General features: G+C 59.8%; 14 protein-coding genes. 9 read left to right on the top strand and 5 right to left on the bottom strand.

Features of this window, described 5'->3' with window-relative positions; translation table 11 throughout:
• Positions 1-243 precede the first annotated feature (243 nt).
• On the top strand, positions 244-1401 hold the full coding sequence (locus NG653_RS08825; RefSeq protein WP_252741333.1) for a homogentisate 1,2-dioxygenase: 1158 nt from the start codon (positions 244-246) through the stop codon (positions 1399-1401).
• Here the strand turns inward: NG653_RS08825 and hutG are convergent.
• The 4 genes from hutG to hutH are packed head-to-tail and all read right to left on the bottom strand — an operon-like array spanning position 1393 to position 7262.
• Entirely contained in the window at positions 1393-2364 is a 972-nt protein-coding gene (hutG, locus tag NG653_RS08820) for a formimidoylglutamase (protein WP_252741332.1), read from the bottom strand. The genes NG653_RS08825 and hutG overlap by 9 nt on opposite strands.
• Positions 2361-4394: a urocanate hydratase gene (gene hutU / locus NG653_RS08815; protein ID WP_252741331.1), complete on the bottom strand. Its 2034-nt coding sequence runs from the start codon at positions 4392-4394 to the stop codon at positions 2361-2363. Before hutU ends, hutG begins: the two co-directional genes overlap by 4 nt.
• Position 4395: 1 nt before the next feature.
• On the bottom strand, positions 4396-5676 hold the full coding sequence (hutI, locus tag NG653_RS08810; protein ID WP_252741330.1) for an imidazolonepropionase: 1281 nt from the start codon (positions 5674-5676) through the stop codon (positions 4396-4398).
• A 5-nt stretch (positions 5677-5681) separates the two neighbouring features.
• The gene (gene hutH, locus NG653_RS08805; RefSeq protein WP_252741329.1) at positions 5682-7262 is read right to left on the bottom strand and encodes a histidine ammonia-lyase; all 1581 of its coding nucleotides are present in this window, start codon (positions 7260-7262) and stop codon (positions 5682-5684) included.
• Positions 7263-7338: 76 nt separating this feature from the next.
• Between hutH and NG653_RS08800 the strand changes: the two genes are divergently transcribed.
• Together NG653_RS08800 and NG653_RS08795 are read left to right on the top strand one after the other, a co-directional pair.
• Positions 7339-8238, top strand: coding sequence for a LysR substrate-binding domain-containing protein (locus tag NG653_RS08800; protein ID WP_252741328.1), 900 nt, complete (start codon positions 7339-7341; stop codon positions 8236-8238).
• A 25-nt stretch (positions 8239-8263) separates the two neighbouring features.
• Complete coding sequence (locus tag NG653_RS08795) at positions 8264-8815, top strand: nitroreductase family protein (protein ID WP_252741327.1); 552 nt, start codon at positions 8264-8266, stop codon at positions 8813-8815.
• Positions 8816-8825: 10 nt separating this feature from the next.
• Here the strand turns inward: NG653_RS08795 and NG653_RS08790 are convergent, their stop codons facing one another.
• The gene (locus tag NG653_RS08790) at positions 8826-9341 is read right to left on the bottom strand and encodes a DUF456 domain-containing protein (RefSeq protein WP_252741326.1); all 516 of its coding nucleotides are present in this window, start codon (positions 9339-9341) and stop codon (positions 8826-8828) included.
• 241 nt (positions 9342-9582) lie between these two features.
• On the opposite strand from NG653_RS08790, the gene NG653_RS08785 reads away from it, so the two are divergent.
• The 6 genes from NG653_RS08785 to NG653_RS08760 all read left to right on the top strand — a co-directional run bounded on the left by NG653_RS08785 (position 9583) and on the right by NG653_RS08760 (position 14059).
• Complete coding sequence (locus NG653_RS08785; protein ID WP_252741325.1) at positions 9583-10071, top strand: hypothetical protein; 489 nt, start codon at positions 9583-9585, stop codon at positions 10069-10071.
• Positions 10064-10630, top strand: a complete 567-nt coding sequence (ruvC, locus tag NG653_RS08780) for a crossover junction endodeoxyribonuclease RuvC (RefSeq protein WP_252741324.1) — start codon at positions 10064-10066, stop codon at positions 10628-10630. The genes NG653_RS08785 and ruvC overlap by 8 nt, the downstream gene beginning before the upstream one ends.
• Before the next feature lie 387 nt (positions 10631-11017).
• A complete protein-coding gene (gene hemW, locus NG653_RS08775) occupies positions 11018-12151 on the top strand; it encodes a radical SAM family heme chaperone HemW (RefSeq protein WP_252741323.1) in 1134 nt (377 codons plus the stop codon).
• 19 nt (positions 12152-12170) lie between these two features.
• Entirely contained in the window at positions 12171-12941 is a 771-nt protein-coding gene (locus NG653_RS08770) for a cyclase family protein (RefSeq protein WP_252741322.1), read from the top strand.
• 50 nt (positions 12942-12991) lie between these two features.
• Complete coding sequence (locus NG653_RS08765; RefSeq protein ID WP_252741321.1) at positions 12992-13639, top strand: DUF4230 domain-containing protein; 648 nt, start codon at positions 12992-12994, stop codon at positions 13637-13639.
• Between the two features lie 12 nt (positions 13640-13651).
• Positions 13652-14059, top strand: coding sequence for a Dabb family protein (locus NG653_RS08760; RefSeq protein WP_252741320.1), 408 nt, complete (start codon positions 13652-13654; stop codon positions 14057-14059).
• Positions 14060-14069: the final 10 nt, after the last annotated feature.

Raw genomic sequence — 14069 nt, 5'->3', positions numbered from 1 at the left:
AAAGGCTTTCCGTGAGGGAGGCTTTTTTTGTTGCCGACGGCGAAAGGGAGGGGCTGATAGGTGGAATGGCCAATTAATGGGCAGCAGGCACGGACTCCCGGATCGCATTTCCCCCGGGGCTGCGCCCCTCGCCCCCCTGGATCAAGATAGGGCTTCCTGATGCAAGGTCCTTGCGGGTAGGCCATTTCCCCATCCCCCCAATTTGTCGTATTTTTAAAGCACGGAATCAAGCCATATCGAACCATGCCCTTATACCACAAACTGGGGAGCATCCCCCATAAACGACATACCACCTTCCGCAAGCAAGACGGCAGCCTGTATTATGAACAACTTTTCGGCACCATAGGGTTTGACGGGATGTCTTCCCTGATGTACCACGTGCACCGGCCCACCCAGGTAAAGGAGATCGGGAAGACCCTCGACATCGCCCCCCGGGCCGCCGTGGCCCACAACATCCATTCGCGCCTGCTCAAGGGCCTCGATCTGGCCCCTGTAAAGGATTACCTCGAAAGCCGGGCCGTGATTTTATTCAATGGCGACGTGAACATCACCCTGGCCGCCCCACGGGAATCGCAAACCGGGTATTTTTATAAAAACGCCGATGCCGACGAGCTGATTTTCATCCATGAAGGCTCCGGGGTCCTGAAGACCATGCTGGGGGAACTCCCGTTTGAATACGGGGATTACCTGCTGATCCCGCGCGGGATGATCTACCAAATCCATTTTGACGGGCCTGAGAACCGCCTGTTTATTGTTGAATCGTACCACCCGGTGTACACCCCCAAACGGTACCGGAACTGGTTCGGGCAGCACCTGGAGCATTCCCCTTTCTGCGAGCGGGACTTCAAGCTCCCCCAAAACCTGCAGACCCACGATGAAAAAGGGGAGTTCCTGATGAAAGTGAAAAAGCAGGGCCAGCTGCACCACCTGGTCTATGCCACCCACCCCTTCGACGTGGTCGGCTGGGACGGATACAATTACCCGTACGGGTTCTCCATCCATGATTTTGAGCCCATCACGGGCCGGGTACACCAACCGCCCCCCGTGCACCAAACCTTTGAAACGAGCGCCTTTGTGGTGTGCTCCTTCGTTCCCAGGCTATACGATTACCACCCCGAGGCCATCCCGGCCCCGTATAACCATTCCAACATAGATTCCGACGAGGTCCTGTACTATGTCGATGGGGACTTTATGAGCCGCAAGGGGATCGACAAGGGGTATATTTCCCTCCACCCGGCCGGGATCCCGCACGGCCCGCACCCGGGCACGTATGAGGCGAGCATTGGCAAAAAAGGGACGGAGGAACTCGCGGTGATGGTGGACACTTTCAAGCCCCTTCAGGTTACCCAGGCCGCCCTGAAACTCGACAACGGCACGTATTACCAGTCGTGGCTAGAATAGGCCTGCCTGGTGCAGGACCCTGTGGATGAGGCTGGCTGCCAGGATGGCGGTCTGCCCGTCGCGGTCATGGGTTGGGTTCAGTTCGGCCACATCCATACTCCGCACTTTCCCGCTTTCCAGGATTAGGTCAAAACAGGGGAGGAAGGCCTCCGGCGAGTACCCCATGGGGGAGGCCGCACTTACGCCCGGGGCAAAGGCAGAGGAAAAACCGTCCAGGTCAATGGTCAGGTAGAGTGCGTCGAGGGGTTCCAGGAAGTCCCTTATGGCGCTTAAGGCCCCTTCAAGGCGGCCGGGCTGCAGGTCGTTTCGTCCGACCACCCTTACCCCCAGCGCGGCTGCCCGGTCCCAGAGTTCCCCGGGGTTGGCATCGGGGCGCACCCCGACGCAGGCATAGGAAAAGGGGAGGTTTTTTTCCCGGCAGTGGCTGGCAACCTGCAGGAAGGGGCTGCCGCTGTGGCCCCTGGGTTCCGGTTCCCTCAGGTCAAAATGGGCATCGAAATTCAGGATGCCCAGGCGCACACCAGGGCCAAGTGCCTGCTGCACGCCAAGGAAATGCGCATAGGCGATATCGTGCCCGCCCCCCACGGCCAGGGGGAAGCAGCCCTCCCGCACCAACCGGTTCACCTGGGTGGAAAAGAACTCCTGGGTAGCTTCAAGGTCCCCATCAGGGCAAACCACATCCCCGGCATCCCAGAGCGTACGGGGGGCGCTGCGGAGCAGGGGCATCCGTCCCAGGGCCCTGCGGATGGCGTTTGGCCCCTCCGCGGCCCCCGGCCTTCCATGGTTGCGGGCCACCCCTTCATCGCATGCATAGCCCAGAAAGACGGGCGCCTTGTGGTCGTGGTCGGGCAGGGAACCGGAAAGGAGGTCCACAAGCCTGATATTTTCGTGTAGGTATTCCTTGCCGGCTGACTTCCTGCCCTGCCAGTGCACGCGGTCGGGACTGCAATAAGGTGGGGTCATAGGGATGGTTTGAACAGGTTATCGAGGAGGGCGTCTTCCACAAGGTTGGGGAGGCTGACTTTTAACCCGGGGGTGCGGGCCAGTTCCCGTTTCAGGGCACTCATGGCCCCGGGGTTCCTGGCCCAGCTGCGACGGGCAATGCCGTTATTCACGTCGAAAAAAAGCATGTTGGTCAGCCGCCTTTCGGCCTCTGGCGTGCCGTCGAGCAGCAGGCCGAAACCCCCGTTGATGACTTCGCCCCATCCGACCCCGCCCCCGTTGTGGAGGGAGACCCAGCTGGCCCCCCGAAAGCTGTCGCCGAGGACGTTGTGGACTGCCATGTCAGCCGTAAAGCGGCTGCCGTCAAAAATATTGCTGGTCTCCCGGAAGGGGCTGTCGGTACCGCTCACATCGTGGTGGTCCCGGCCCAGCACGACCGGGGCGGAGAGGGAGCCTTCGGCAAGGGCTTCGTTAAAGGCACGGGCAATGGCCACCCTTCCTTCGGCATCGGCGTAAAGGATGCGGGCCTGGGAACCCACCACCAGGCGGTTTTGTTCCGCTTCAGAAATCCAGTGGATGTTATCGTGCAATTGCTGCCGGATTTCCTCCGGGGCCCCTTCCAATTGTTTCTTCATCACCCGGAGGGCAATCTGGTCGGTCCGCCGGAGGTCTTCGGGGTCGCCGGAGGTGCAGACCCAGCGAAACGGGCCGAAGCCGTAGTCGAAACACAGCGGCCCAAGGATGTCCTGCACGTAGGAGGGGTACCGGAAATCGATCCCGTTGGGGGCCATCACTTCCGCCCCTGCCCTGGAGGCTTCCAGCAGGAAGGCATTCCCGTAATCGAAGAAGTACGTGCCCCGGGCAGTATGCCGGTTGATGGCTGCCGCATGGCGGCGCAGGGAAGCCTGTACCCGGTCCCGGAAGGCTTCAGGGTCCCGGGCCATAAGGGTATTGGCTTCTTCAAAGCCCAGGTCGGCCGGGTAATACCCGCCTGCCCAGGGGTTGTGCAGGGAGGTCTGGTCGCTTCCCAGGACCACGGGGATGCTTTCCTCCGCAAAGCGTTCCCAAACATGGACCACATTGCCGACATACGCCAGGGATACCGATTCCCGTTCGGCAATGGCCTTACGGGTGCGGGCCACAAGGCCGTCGAGGTTGGGGTGCAGCTCATCCACCCAGCCTTGCCGGTGCCTTTTTTCAGCCGCTGCGGGGTTCACCTCGGCGCAAACGGTGATGCAGCCCGCAATGTTGCCGGCCTTGGGCTGGGCCCCGCTCATGCCGCCCAGGCCGGAGGTCAGGAAAACACGCCCCCGGAAATCGCTTTCCCGGGGCAGGACCCTCCTGAAGGCATTCAAAACGGTGATGGTGGTCCCGTGGACAATCCCCTGGGGTCCGATATACATATACGACCCTGCCGTCATCTGGCCGTACTGGGTCACGCCCAGGGCGTTAAAGCGTTCCCAGTCGTCGGGTTTGGAGTAGTTGGGCACCATCATCCCGTTGGTGACCACGACCCTGGGGGCGTCTTCGGAAGAAGGGAACAACCCCATGGGATGGCCCGAGTACATGTGCAGGGTTTGGGTATCGGTCATTTCCGACAGGTACTGCATGGTCAGCAGGTACTGGGCCCAGTTCTGGAACACGGCCCCGTTGCCCCCGTAGGTAATCAGCTCTTCGGGGTGCTGGGCCACCTGTGGGTCCAGGTTGTTCTGGATCATCAGCATAATGGCCGCTGCCGTGCGGCTGCGGGCGGGATAGGCCGATAGGGGCCGGGCATGCATGGGATATTCGGGCCTGAAGCGGTACATGTAGATACGGCCATAGGCATGCAGTTCCTCCAGGAATTCCCCTGCCAGTTCCGCGTGCCACCCTGGGGGGAAATACCGGAGGGCATTCCGCAGGGCCAGCTTTTTCTCTTCAGGGGAAAGGAGGTCTTTCCGCACCGGGGCGTGCGGAAGGTGCCCGTCCCGTTTTCGGGTTGGGGGAAGGGTGGCGGGGATTCCTTGACGGATCGCCTTTTGGAATGCCTTCAGGTCTGGAGTTGTAGTCATTTCAGTCGGGTGGGTTATCCAGGACGCACTGTCCGTTTTTCCAAACCATGGATGGCCGGAGTTGCCCCTGGCGGTAGAGGATTTCGTTATAATGCGGGGCCGGGAAGACCACCAGGTCGGCCCTTTGCCCCCCTGCCAGGGTCCCGCGGTCGCCGAGCCCCAGGGCCGCGGCAGCCCGGAAGGTAATACCGGCCAGCACTTCGGCATGGGAGAGTTTTTCAAAGGCGCCCAGCAGGGCTGCCTGGGTAAGCAGGTCGCCCATGGGGGCAGACCCCGGGTTGTAGTCGCTGGCAATGGCCAGGCAGGCCCCGGCATCGAGCAGGGCCCGGGCGGGGGCAAAACCGCACCCCAGGCCCAGGGTGGCCCCGGGCAGGGCTGTCGCTATGACCTCGCTTTTGGACAGGGCGTCGATTTCCTTCGGCCCGCTGGCTTCGAGGTGGTCGGCGCTCAGCGCCCCGCAGGCAATGGCGACCTGGCTGCCCCCCGTGGTGAACTGGTCGGCGTGGACGGTGAGCCCGAAACCCATGGCTTTACCAGCCCTGAAGTAGGGTAAAATATCCTCAGGCGAAAATGCACTTTGTTCCACAAAGGCGTCCAGGCGGGAAGCGAGGCCTTCTTTTTTGAGTATGGGCAGGAGTTCCCGCACCAGAATCCGTAAATACTCCTCTGCAGGACCATCGAAATCTGCGGGCAGGGTATGGGCTGCCAGGCAGGTGGCTACCAGGTCTGCGGCAGTTTTGGCGTGGGCGGCCCGGACCACTCGGAGCATTTTCAGTTCTTCGGATACGCTAAGGCCATAACCGCTCTTGACCTCCAGGGTGGTCACCCCGGAAACCAGGAATCGTCCGGCCCGCTCCAGCAGGAGTTTCTCAAGGGTTTCAGGACTGGCGCTGCGGGTTTGCTGAACGCTGTCCCAGATGCCCCCTCCTGCCGCCGCGATTTCCAGATAGGTACGACCGCTGTTGCGCAGGGCATAATCTTTTGCCCGGCTCCCGGCAAAACAGCTGTGGGTATGGGAATCGACAAATCCCGGGAGCCCTATGGACGGTCCCGGGAGTTCCACTATGGCGGTCCCATGGGCCCGGGCTTCCCGGGCCAGGGCTTCAAAAGCCCCTGTTTTTACAATCCGCTCCCCCTCCAGGAGCAGGCCGGCGCCCTCGATCACAGGGAGTCCGCTGTCAGGCAGGGGGCCTTTGAGGGGCATCCCCGACATGGGGAGCAGCTGGGTGAAGGGGCCGATCAGCAGGCGGGGTTTCCGGGAAGGGGGTTGAGGGGCAGCCATAGGCATCAATAGGTTTCAAACAAGGGGTCCAGGGGGGTTTTTAAAGATAGCTTCTTCGTTTCGGAAAAGGAATCGAGCAGGCCGATGAGTTCCCGGCTGCGGATGATTTCCAGCCCTTTTTCAATGTCGGTGGCAAAGACCCGGTCTTCCCGGGCAAAGGCGACCCGACGGCGCACCAGGGCGTGGGCCTGTTCCAGGAACCAGCCCGATTTCAACGGCTTTCGGAATTCAAAGGCCTGGGCCGCGGTAAGCAACTCGATCGCCAGGATTTTTTCAACGTTTTCCAGGACCCTCAGGGCTTTGCGCCCGCTGATGGAACCCATGCTCACGTGGTCTTCCTGCCCCATGGAGGTGGGGATGCTGTCGGCGCTGGCCGGGAAGCAAAGCCCCTTGTTCTCGCTGGCCAGGGCGGCAGAGGTGTACTGGAGCATCATATAGCCCGAATTCAGGCCGGTGTTTTCCATCAGCAGGGCAGGCAGGCCGGTGCTGTTCCCTTCCAGGGCGAGGTAAATACGCCGGTCGGAGATGTTCCCGAGCTCGGAGGCAGCCAGGCAGGCATAATCAAGGGCCATCGCCAGGGGCTGGCCATGGAAATTGCCACCGCTGATGGTGAGCGCTTCATCGATGATCACGGGGTTGTCGGTAACGGCATTGAGTTCGGTTTCCACGAGCTCTTTCAGGTGCAACCAGGCGTTGCGGGAGGCCCCGTGCACCTGAGGGATGCACCTCAGGGAGTAGGGGTCCTGCACCCGGTCGCAGTCGATATGGTCTTCCAGGATCTCGGAGCCTTTCAACAGGCTGCGGATGCGCCCGGCCACATGCTGCACCCCCTGGAATGGGCGCAGCTGGTGCAGTTTTTTATGAAAGGGTTTTACCGACCCCTGCAGGCCCTCGATCATCATGGCCCCTATAATGTCGGCCTGGGAGAGGCAGCTGTGCATTTTTTCAACGACCACCACGGCGTGGGCGGCGATAAACTGGGTCCCGTTGATCAGGGCCAGGCCTTCCTTGGGGCCCAGGGCAAGGGGCTCCATCCCCCGTGCCGTAAGGACTTCCCCGGCCGGACAGGTCGTTTCCCCGCACTGGACTTCCCCCAGGCCGATCAGGGGAAGGAACAGGTGGGCCAGGGGGGCAAGGTCGCCCGAGGCGCCGACCGAACCCTGGGAGGGGACTACGGGGATGATCCCTTCCTCCAGGTGCCAGAGGATGCGTTTCAGGGTCTGCTCACGGACCCCGGAATACCCTTGAGCGAGGGCGTGGAGTTTCAGGACGAGCATAAGCCTGGCGATCTCCTGCCTGACGGGTTGGCCCACCCCCACGCTGTGGCTTTTCAGGATGTTAAGCTGGAGTTGGCGGGTGTCTGCCGCGGAGATCCGGGTCGTACAAAGGGGGCCAAACCCCGTGTTGACCCCATACACCGGGTCGCCTGCGGCCACAATGGCTTCCACGGCCTGCTGGCTGGCCCTCACCTTGCGCAGCACCGGTTCCGAAAGGACCCCGCCGGCCTCCCCACGTGCAAGGGCCAGGGCTTTTCCTGCGGTCAGAGGGTCTTTTCCATAAGCAAAGGGCGGGGTGTTTTGGGGCATGGCCGGACGTTTGTCCCCTAAAAGTACAACGCTTCATTGATAATTATTGATACAAATAGTACCTTGTGTGATAATTATGAGTAATCAAATTGAACTCCGCCACCTTCGCTATTTCATGGCCCTCTGCGAAGTGCTCAATTTCCATAAGGCCGCGGAGCAGCTGCACATTTCCCAACCGGGCCTCAGCCGGCAGATCCAACAGCTGGAATTCCACCTGGGGACGGCCCTTTTCATCCGCAACCGGCGGGAGGTGCGCCTGACCGAAGCCGGGAAGTACCTCAGGGAGCAACTGCTGCCTTCCCTCAACCGCCTTGAATACCTGTTGGAGCAAAGCCGGCGGATCGGGCAGGGGCAAACCGGGGAGATCCGTATCGGGTTCCTCGGCTCGGCCATGCAGGAAGTGATCCCCAGACTCCTGCTGGACCTCCGGGAATCCTTTCCCGATATCCACACCAGCCTCGAAGAACTCTCGAACCGTTCCCAGGTAAGGGCCTTGCTGGAGGAACGGCTCGACCTTGGGTTTGTGCGGCTCCGGGAGCTGCCCCCCGAATTGGAAGCGATCCCGGTGGTGCGGGAAACCTTTTCCCTGGTGGTCCCCGAAGATCACCCCATAGGCCCGGATTCCTTTCGTACTATCGCCCAGTTTGCCGGCCAGCCCTTTATCCTGTTCCCCCCGGCCTACAGCCCGGAGTACTACCAAACCGTCTGGAGCATTTGCGAGGATGCAGGCTTCCAGCCCGAAGTGACGCATAAATCGGTCCATGCCCATACCATCTTCAAGCTGGTGGCCAATGGGATGGGGGTTTCCATTGTCCCTACCTCCCTCCAGTACGGCTTTGACCTGAAGATCCGGTTCCTGGAGTTAAAGGACATCCCCCAGCGGGCCGTGTTGTACGGGATTTGGAAAAAAGGGACGCACAACCGGGCCCTGGAGCACTGTATGGATCGATTGCGTTTGCATCAGGCCAAAGACTAGTTGTATTTTTGGAAAAAACACTTCCATGATAGAAGCCCTGATCAAAAAAAGGAGGTCCGTATACCCGAATCAGTACAATGGGCAGCCCATTGCCCGGGAAACCCTCGAACGGCTGCTCGAAGCGGCCAACCACGCCCCGACGCACAAGCGCACCGAACCCTGGAGGTTCAAGGTCCTGCAGGGGGATTCCCTGATCCGGCTGGGGGAGTTCCTCCAGAAAAAATACCTGGAAACCACCGCCAGCCCCAAACAGATCCAGGCCAGAAAATTCCTGGAAAACCCGTCCAAAGCCGGGGCCATAATTGCGATATGCATGCAGCGGGACCCGGAGGAGCGCCTGCCCGAATGGGAGGAGGTCGCTGCCACGGCCATGGCCGTGCAGAACATGTGGCTTTGTGCGACTGAACTGGGCCTGGGGGCCTACTGGAGTTCGCCGGGACTGATCCGGTATATGGGGGAATTTTTCGACCTGGCCGGGGGGGAGCGCTGCCTGGGGTTCTTCTACCTCGGGTATTTTGACGCCCCGGCAGATGTGGTGCCCCGGGGGGAAGTGGCCCTGAAGACGGAATGGCTCTGAGCCACCCCATTTACTCCAGGAAAGGGAATAAACCGGAACGGAAGTCCCAGGCCCGGAAAAGGAATATCCCCAGGTAAATTACGCTTACCACAAACTTCAGGAAGGTGCCGGTAAGAAAGCCCACAAAGGACCCGAAGGCGGCCTTCAGGGCCTGTTGGTGGCTGGTTTTGTTGATCAGCTCCCCCACGATGGCGCCGATGAAGGGCCAGATCACTATCCCGGCAAGCCCAAGGACCGGGAATACGATGGCCACCAGCAGCCCGATGGTTGTCCCGACCATCCCGGCCCGGCTACCGCCGAATTTCCGGGTGCCGGCTACCGGGATCCAGTAGTCCAGGGCCACCACAGCCAGGGCCACCACCCCCGTAATGGCGATCAGCCACCAGTCGTTGGGCACCGCCCGGGTAAGGATCAGCAGTAACAGGCCCAGCCAGCTAACCGGCGGGCCGGGCAACACGGGAAGGAAACTCCCCAAAAGGCCGATCAGCATGCAGAAGAGGCCCATGATAAGGAGGAAAAGATCCATAGGAGGTGTTTTTGGTCCCTCAGTCGCCGACGGGCGGCACCCGTTACATCAGGGCTAAGGGGTTTGGAATCCAAAAATAAAAAAAGCAGCCATACCCAGGGCTATTTCTATAGGGGATATATCCCCGGTCGGCAGGGCGAAGCCGCGTGGCCGGGGCTTCATGTACCAGCCCCCCGGAAAGGACGTGAAGGCCCGCCCATCTGTCAAAAAAATCGTAATTTCCGGCCGAGTTGCGCAAGGTATGAAGCGAAGGGCTGGAATAACAGGGTTACTGCTGGGGCTGCTCCTGGTTTCCTGCGATTGGTTTGCCTCCCGCGAGACCAGGACCCGCCAGCTGGTGGAGGAGGAAATCCGGAGTATCAACTGGAATGAAGTGGACCAGTTCCCTCTTTTTGAGGCCTGCGACGAGACGGCCCCCAGGGCGGAGCAGCGGCAATGCTTCCAGAATACCTTGGTCATGCACCTTTCCATGGCCTTGCAGGATTTTGAGTTCCGGGCAGAGGGGCCGCTCGCTGACACCCTGTATGTGGATTTCCTGGTAGATAACAAGGGCGGGGTTTCCGTGCTTTCGATGGAGGAAAATGAAGCGCTCAGCCGGGAAAACCCGGAATTCGAACGAATCGTGTCGGGGAGTTTACGCAGCCTGCCCCGATTGCAACCCGCCCTTAAAAGGGGGATCCCGGTGGCCACCCGGTTCCGGATCCCATTGGTAATCAGCACCCATGAATAAATCCGTCCCGTCCGAAATGATTATCCTGGGGATTGACCCCGGGACCACCATTATGGGGTTTGGCCTAATAAGGGTTTACCGGCGGCAAATGGAATTCATGCAGATGAATGAGCTCCTGCTAAGCAAGTACAGCGACCCCTTTACCAAGCTGAAGTTGATTTTCGACCGGACCATCGAACTTATAGACACCTACCACCCCGATGAAATTGCCATCGAGGCCCCGTTCTTCGGCAAAAACGTCCAGTCCATGCTCAAACTGGGCCGCGCCCAGGGGGTGGCCATGGCGGCAGGACTTTCCAGGCAGGTGCCCATCACGGAGTACCTGCCCAAGAAGATCAAGATGTCCATTACCGGAAACGGTAATGCAAGCAAGGAGCAGGTGGCCCGGATGTTGCAGACTACCCTTGGCCTGAAATCCCTTCCCAAGAACCTCGACAGTACCGACGGCCTGGCGGCTGCGGTCTGCCATTTCTACAACCTGGGCAACCCCCAGGTGGGCAAGGCCTACACGGGGTGGGAGGCCTTTGTGAAGCAAAACGAAACCCGACTTAAGAAATAGCCCCCGGTTATGAACCCCCGGAGTTATCGGAAATTCAGCAAAGGGTATGGGCCGGGGAGGGGAAGTAAGGTTCCTGAGGGTTAGATGAGTTGGGGCAAGGGCCCCCACCCACCCGTAGAACAAGATACACCCTACCCCTGCAACCCCCTTTCAGTTTCGAGGGCTGATGCAACCCCTACCCAAAAACTTCTTACCAAACCTGCAACCCTGTGCCGGGGGGGGCCTGTGGAGCCCATGACAACACGGCACGGAAGTAAGGGATCAGCATCGGGCCGGCCCCGGCCAAACCGCGGGGTAAAATTCCGTAATTTTGCCCCAGCGCACCGGGAAGGCGCCGGCCTGCCTCCCCGTTGAACCGAGCCGGTGGCGCCCGGCCCCCTGAAGCCCATGAGCGGTATTTACCTCCATATCCCCTTTTGCAAACAGGCCTGCCATTACTGCAACTTCCACTTTTCCACCTCCCTGAAGCACAAAGCAGGGGTGTTGAAGGCCATGGAGGAGGAAATGCGCCTCTTTCAGGAGGTGGGGTGGGGATTCCCGGTGGAAACCCTGTATTTTGGAGGAGGCACCCCATCCCTGTTGTCCGTTGGCGAGATCGCGCATTTTATCGGGTTGGCCGACGAGTTGTTTGGCCTTGGGGCCCATGCGGAAATCACCCTGGAGGCAAACCCCGACGACCTGACCCCGGAAAAGATAAAGGCCCTGGCCCAAAGCCCGGTAAACCGGCTCAGCATTGGGGTGCAGTCTTTTGACGAAGGGGAATTGCGGGCGATGAACCGCGCCCATACCCCCCGGCAGGCCCTGGAATGCCTCGAGGCCGTTTCCGGCCTTTTCGATAACTTTTCGGTAGACCTGATCTATGGCATACCAGGCAGCAACATGGAAAAATGGGCCCTGAACCTGTCCACGGCCCTGGGGTTCCGGCCGCCCCATATTTCGGCCTATGCGATGACGGTTGAACCGAGTACCGCCCTGCACACCTTTATTGAGAAGGGGATTTCCCCCCCGGTGGACGAGGAGGAGGCCCGGGCGCAGTTTGAATATCTCGCCGACACCCTCGAACAGGCCGGCTACGACCATTACGAAACCTCAAATTTTGGCTTCCCCGGCTATTATTCCCGGAACAATTCGGCCTACTGGCAGGGCAAACCCTACCTGGGCATCGGGCCTGCCGCCCACTCCTTTGACGGGAGGCGGCGTTGGTGGAACCCCGCCCATAACCTGAAGTATAACAGGGCCCTGGAGGAAGGGGTGCTGCCAAGGGAAATTGAGGAGCTCACCCCCCGCGACCGGTACAATGAAGCGGTCATGACCGGCCTAAGGAGCCGCTGGGGGGTGTCCCTGGCCCGGGTGAGGGAAGACTTCGGGCCCCATTATGAAGCCTACCTCATGCAACAGGCCCGGCCCTTCCTGGAATCGCAGTTGCTTTTTTTGGACGATGGGGTCCTGTACACCGGGCGGAAGGGGAAATTTCTGGCCGACGGGATTGCCAGTGATTTATTTATGATTAATTTGAAATGAAAAGCATTCTGAAGGGCAAATGACGGTACGATTCGAACACCAGGGATTGCATTGGGAGGCCAACCTGGAAAGGTATGTGGACCTGTCCGTTCCCGTAAGCGGAAGCGGTCCCCGGGCCTGGGGGCTCGGGGCTGCTGAAATCAGGCCGTATCGGCAGGGGGATTTTGTCGGCAGCGTGGCTGCCGGGGCTTCCGTGAATTTCAATGACATCGCCTTTAACCCCCATGCCCACGGGACGCATACGGAGTGCCACGGGCACATAACCCGCGACCCCTTTTCTGTGAACACGACACCCCCTAAACCCTGGATGCTGGCTGTCCTCGCTTCTTTCGTGCCGGAATCAAGGGGAACCGACCGGATGGTCACCCTGGCACAGGTAGAAGGATATTTCTCAGGGCCGGTGCCCAAGGCGGTTATCCTCAGGACCCTGCCGAATCCGGAATCGAAAAAGCACGCCAGGTACACGGGCACCAACCCCCCTTACCTGGAAGCGTCGGCTGCCGCCTGGTTTGCCCGGATGGGCGTGGAGCATCTCCTGCTCGACCTGCCTTCCGTGGACCGGGAAGCAGACGGAGGGGCCCTTGCGGCCCACAAGGCGTTCTGGGGCCTGCCCGGCCAGCCCAGGGCAGCGGCTACCATCACCGAACTGGTGTATGTCCCCGACCATGTCACAGATGGCACCTACCTGCTGAACCTGCAGGTAGCCCCTTTTGAGAATGATGCCAGCCCCAGCAGGCCCCTCCTGTTCCCGGTACGCCCCGTGGATGGGGCGGCGGGTATAAAAGAATAATAAAAAAAAAGCCCCTGAGGGGCTTTCCGGAAACCGTAAACCAAGGCCTTATGGCAGAATTATTTTTGGGATTGTTGTTGGGTGCCCTGTTGATGTACTGGGGCTATACCTTCCTGAACCGCAAAAAAGTAAAGGACCTCACCGTGCACCAGTCTACTGTGCTACTGGAGAAGGTCCGGTCGGTGTGCAAGCTGATCTCCGTGGAGGGGGATTTTGCCGAAATCTACCGGTTTGAGAACCGCAAGGGCCATTTTATGAACCTGTTCAGCAGCAAGAAGAAGGCCCTCGTCGTGATTCGCGCCAAGGCCCACCTCGGATACGATTTCAAAAAGCTTGACGTGCTGGCCGATATCGAAAGGAAAACAATTTTGCTGCGGAACTTCCCGCCTCCCGAAATCCTTTCCATTGAGCCCGAACTCGAGTTTTACGACATCCGCAACGACCTCTTTAATGCCTTCACCCCGGAAGACATGACCAGCCTGAACAAGGAAGCCAGGGCCCACATCAGGGAAAAGATCCCGGAGAGCGGGCTTATGGAAACCGCCCGACACGAGGCCCTGGAGGCGGTAATGCTTATGGAAAAGCTCGTGGAGACCCTGGGCTGGAAACTCGATTACCAGGCCCTGAAGATCGATGGGCCCCTGGTAAAGCTCCAGGGCAAAGAACCCGGGGGGAATGCCCCTGATACCAATCCGTAAACCCCAAATGACATGAAAGCCATTCCAATTATTTTGTTTTTGTTGGGTACTTTGCTCTGTCCAAAAGGCCTGTTTGCCCAGGAGGAACTGCCCCACGCCTTTGACCCGGCTTTTGTACATGTGGTGTATTTTTGGTTGCACCACCCCGACAACCCCGAACAATTGCAGGCGTTTGAAACGGCCCTCAGGAATTTCCTCAGCAACTCCCGCAATGCCAAAACCAGGTTTATAGGCCGGCCCCCAAAGGCGACCAGGGACGTGGTGGACGATTCCTTCACCTATTCCATGATCGTTACCTTTGAATCAGCCGGGGCCCAGGCCGCCTACCAGGCAGAGCAGGCCCACCTTGATTTCATCGCCGGGGCAGGCCATCTTTGGAAAAAGGTCGTGGTCTACGATGCCCTCGGGCTGGATCCTTAAAGCACCTTAA

Origin of the sequence: Robiginitalea marina (genome assembly GCF_024006985.1) — a bacterium.
GTDB classification, from domain to species: domain Bacteria; phylum Bacteroidota; class Bacteroidia; order Flavobacteriales; family Flavobacteriaceae; genus Robiginitalea; species Robiginitalea marina.
The sequence above is the reverse complement of the archived record's forward strand: the minus strand, read 5'-3'. Positions and strand labels throughout refer to the sequence as shown.

What these genes read in the sequence shown, in the direction of transcription:
- NG653_RS08825 (WP_252741333.1), top strand. Translation starts at nt 244, where the DNA reads ATGCCCTTATACCACAAACTGGGGAGCATCCCCCATAAACGACATACC.
- hutG (WP_252741332.1), bottom strand. Translation starts at nt 2,364, where the DNA reads ATGACCCCACCTTATTGCAGTCCCGACCGCGTGCACTGGCAGGGCAGG.
- hutU (WP_252741331.1), bottom strand. Translation starts at nt 4,394, where the DNA reads ATGACTACAACTCCAGACCTGAAGGCATTCCAAAAGGCGATCCGTCAA.
- hutI (WP_252741330.1), bottom strand. Translation starts at nt 5,676, where the DNA reads ATGGCTGCCCCTCAACCCCCTTCCCGGAAACCCCGCCTGCTGATCGGC.
- hutH (WP_252741329.1), bottom strand. Translation starts at nt 7,262, where the DNA reads ATGCCCCAAAACACCCCGCCCTTTGCTTATGGAAAAGACCCTCTGACC.
- NG653_RS08800 (WP_252741328.1), top strand. Translation starts at nt 7,339, where the DNA reads ATGAGTAATCAAATTGAACTCCGCCACCTTCGCTATTTCATGGCCCTC.
- NG653_RS08795 (WP_252741327.1), top strand. Translation starts at nt 8,264, where the DNA reads ATGATAGAAGCCCTGATCAAAAAAAGGAGGTCCGTATACCCGAATCAG.
- NG653_RS08790 (WP_252741326.1), bottom strand. Translation starts at nt 9,341, where the DNA reads ATGGATCTTTTCCTCCTTATCATGGGCCTCTTCTGCATGCTGATCGGC.
- NG653_RS08785 (WP_252741325.1), top strand. Translation starts at nt 9,583, where the DNA reads ATGAAGCGAAGGGCTGGAATAACAGGGTTACTGCTGGGGCTGCTCCTG.
- ruvC (WP_252741324.1), top strand. Translation starts at nt 10,064, where the DNA reads ATGAATAAATCCGTCCCGTCCGAAATGATTATCCTGGGGATTGACCCC.
- hemW (WP_252741323.1), top strand. Translation starts at nt 11,018, where the DNA reads ATGAGCGGTATTTACCTCCATATCCCCTTTTGCAAACAGGCCTGCCAT.
- NG653_RS08770 (WP_252741322.1), top strand. Translation starts at nt 12,171, where the DNA reads ATGACGGTACGATTCGAACACCAGGGATTGCATTGGGAGGCCAACCTG.
- NG653_RS08765 (WP_252741321.1), top strand. Translation starts at nt 12,992, where the DNA reads ATGGCAGAATTATTTTTGGGATTGTTGTTGGGTGCCCTGTTGATGTAC.
- NG653_RS08760 (WP_252741320.1), top strand. Translation starts at nt 13,652, where the DNA reads ATGAAAGCCATTCCAATTATTTTGTTTTTGTTGGGTACTTTGCTCTGT.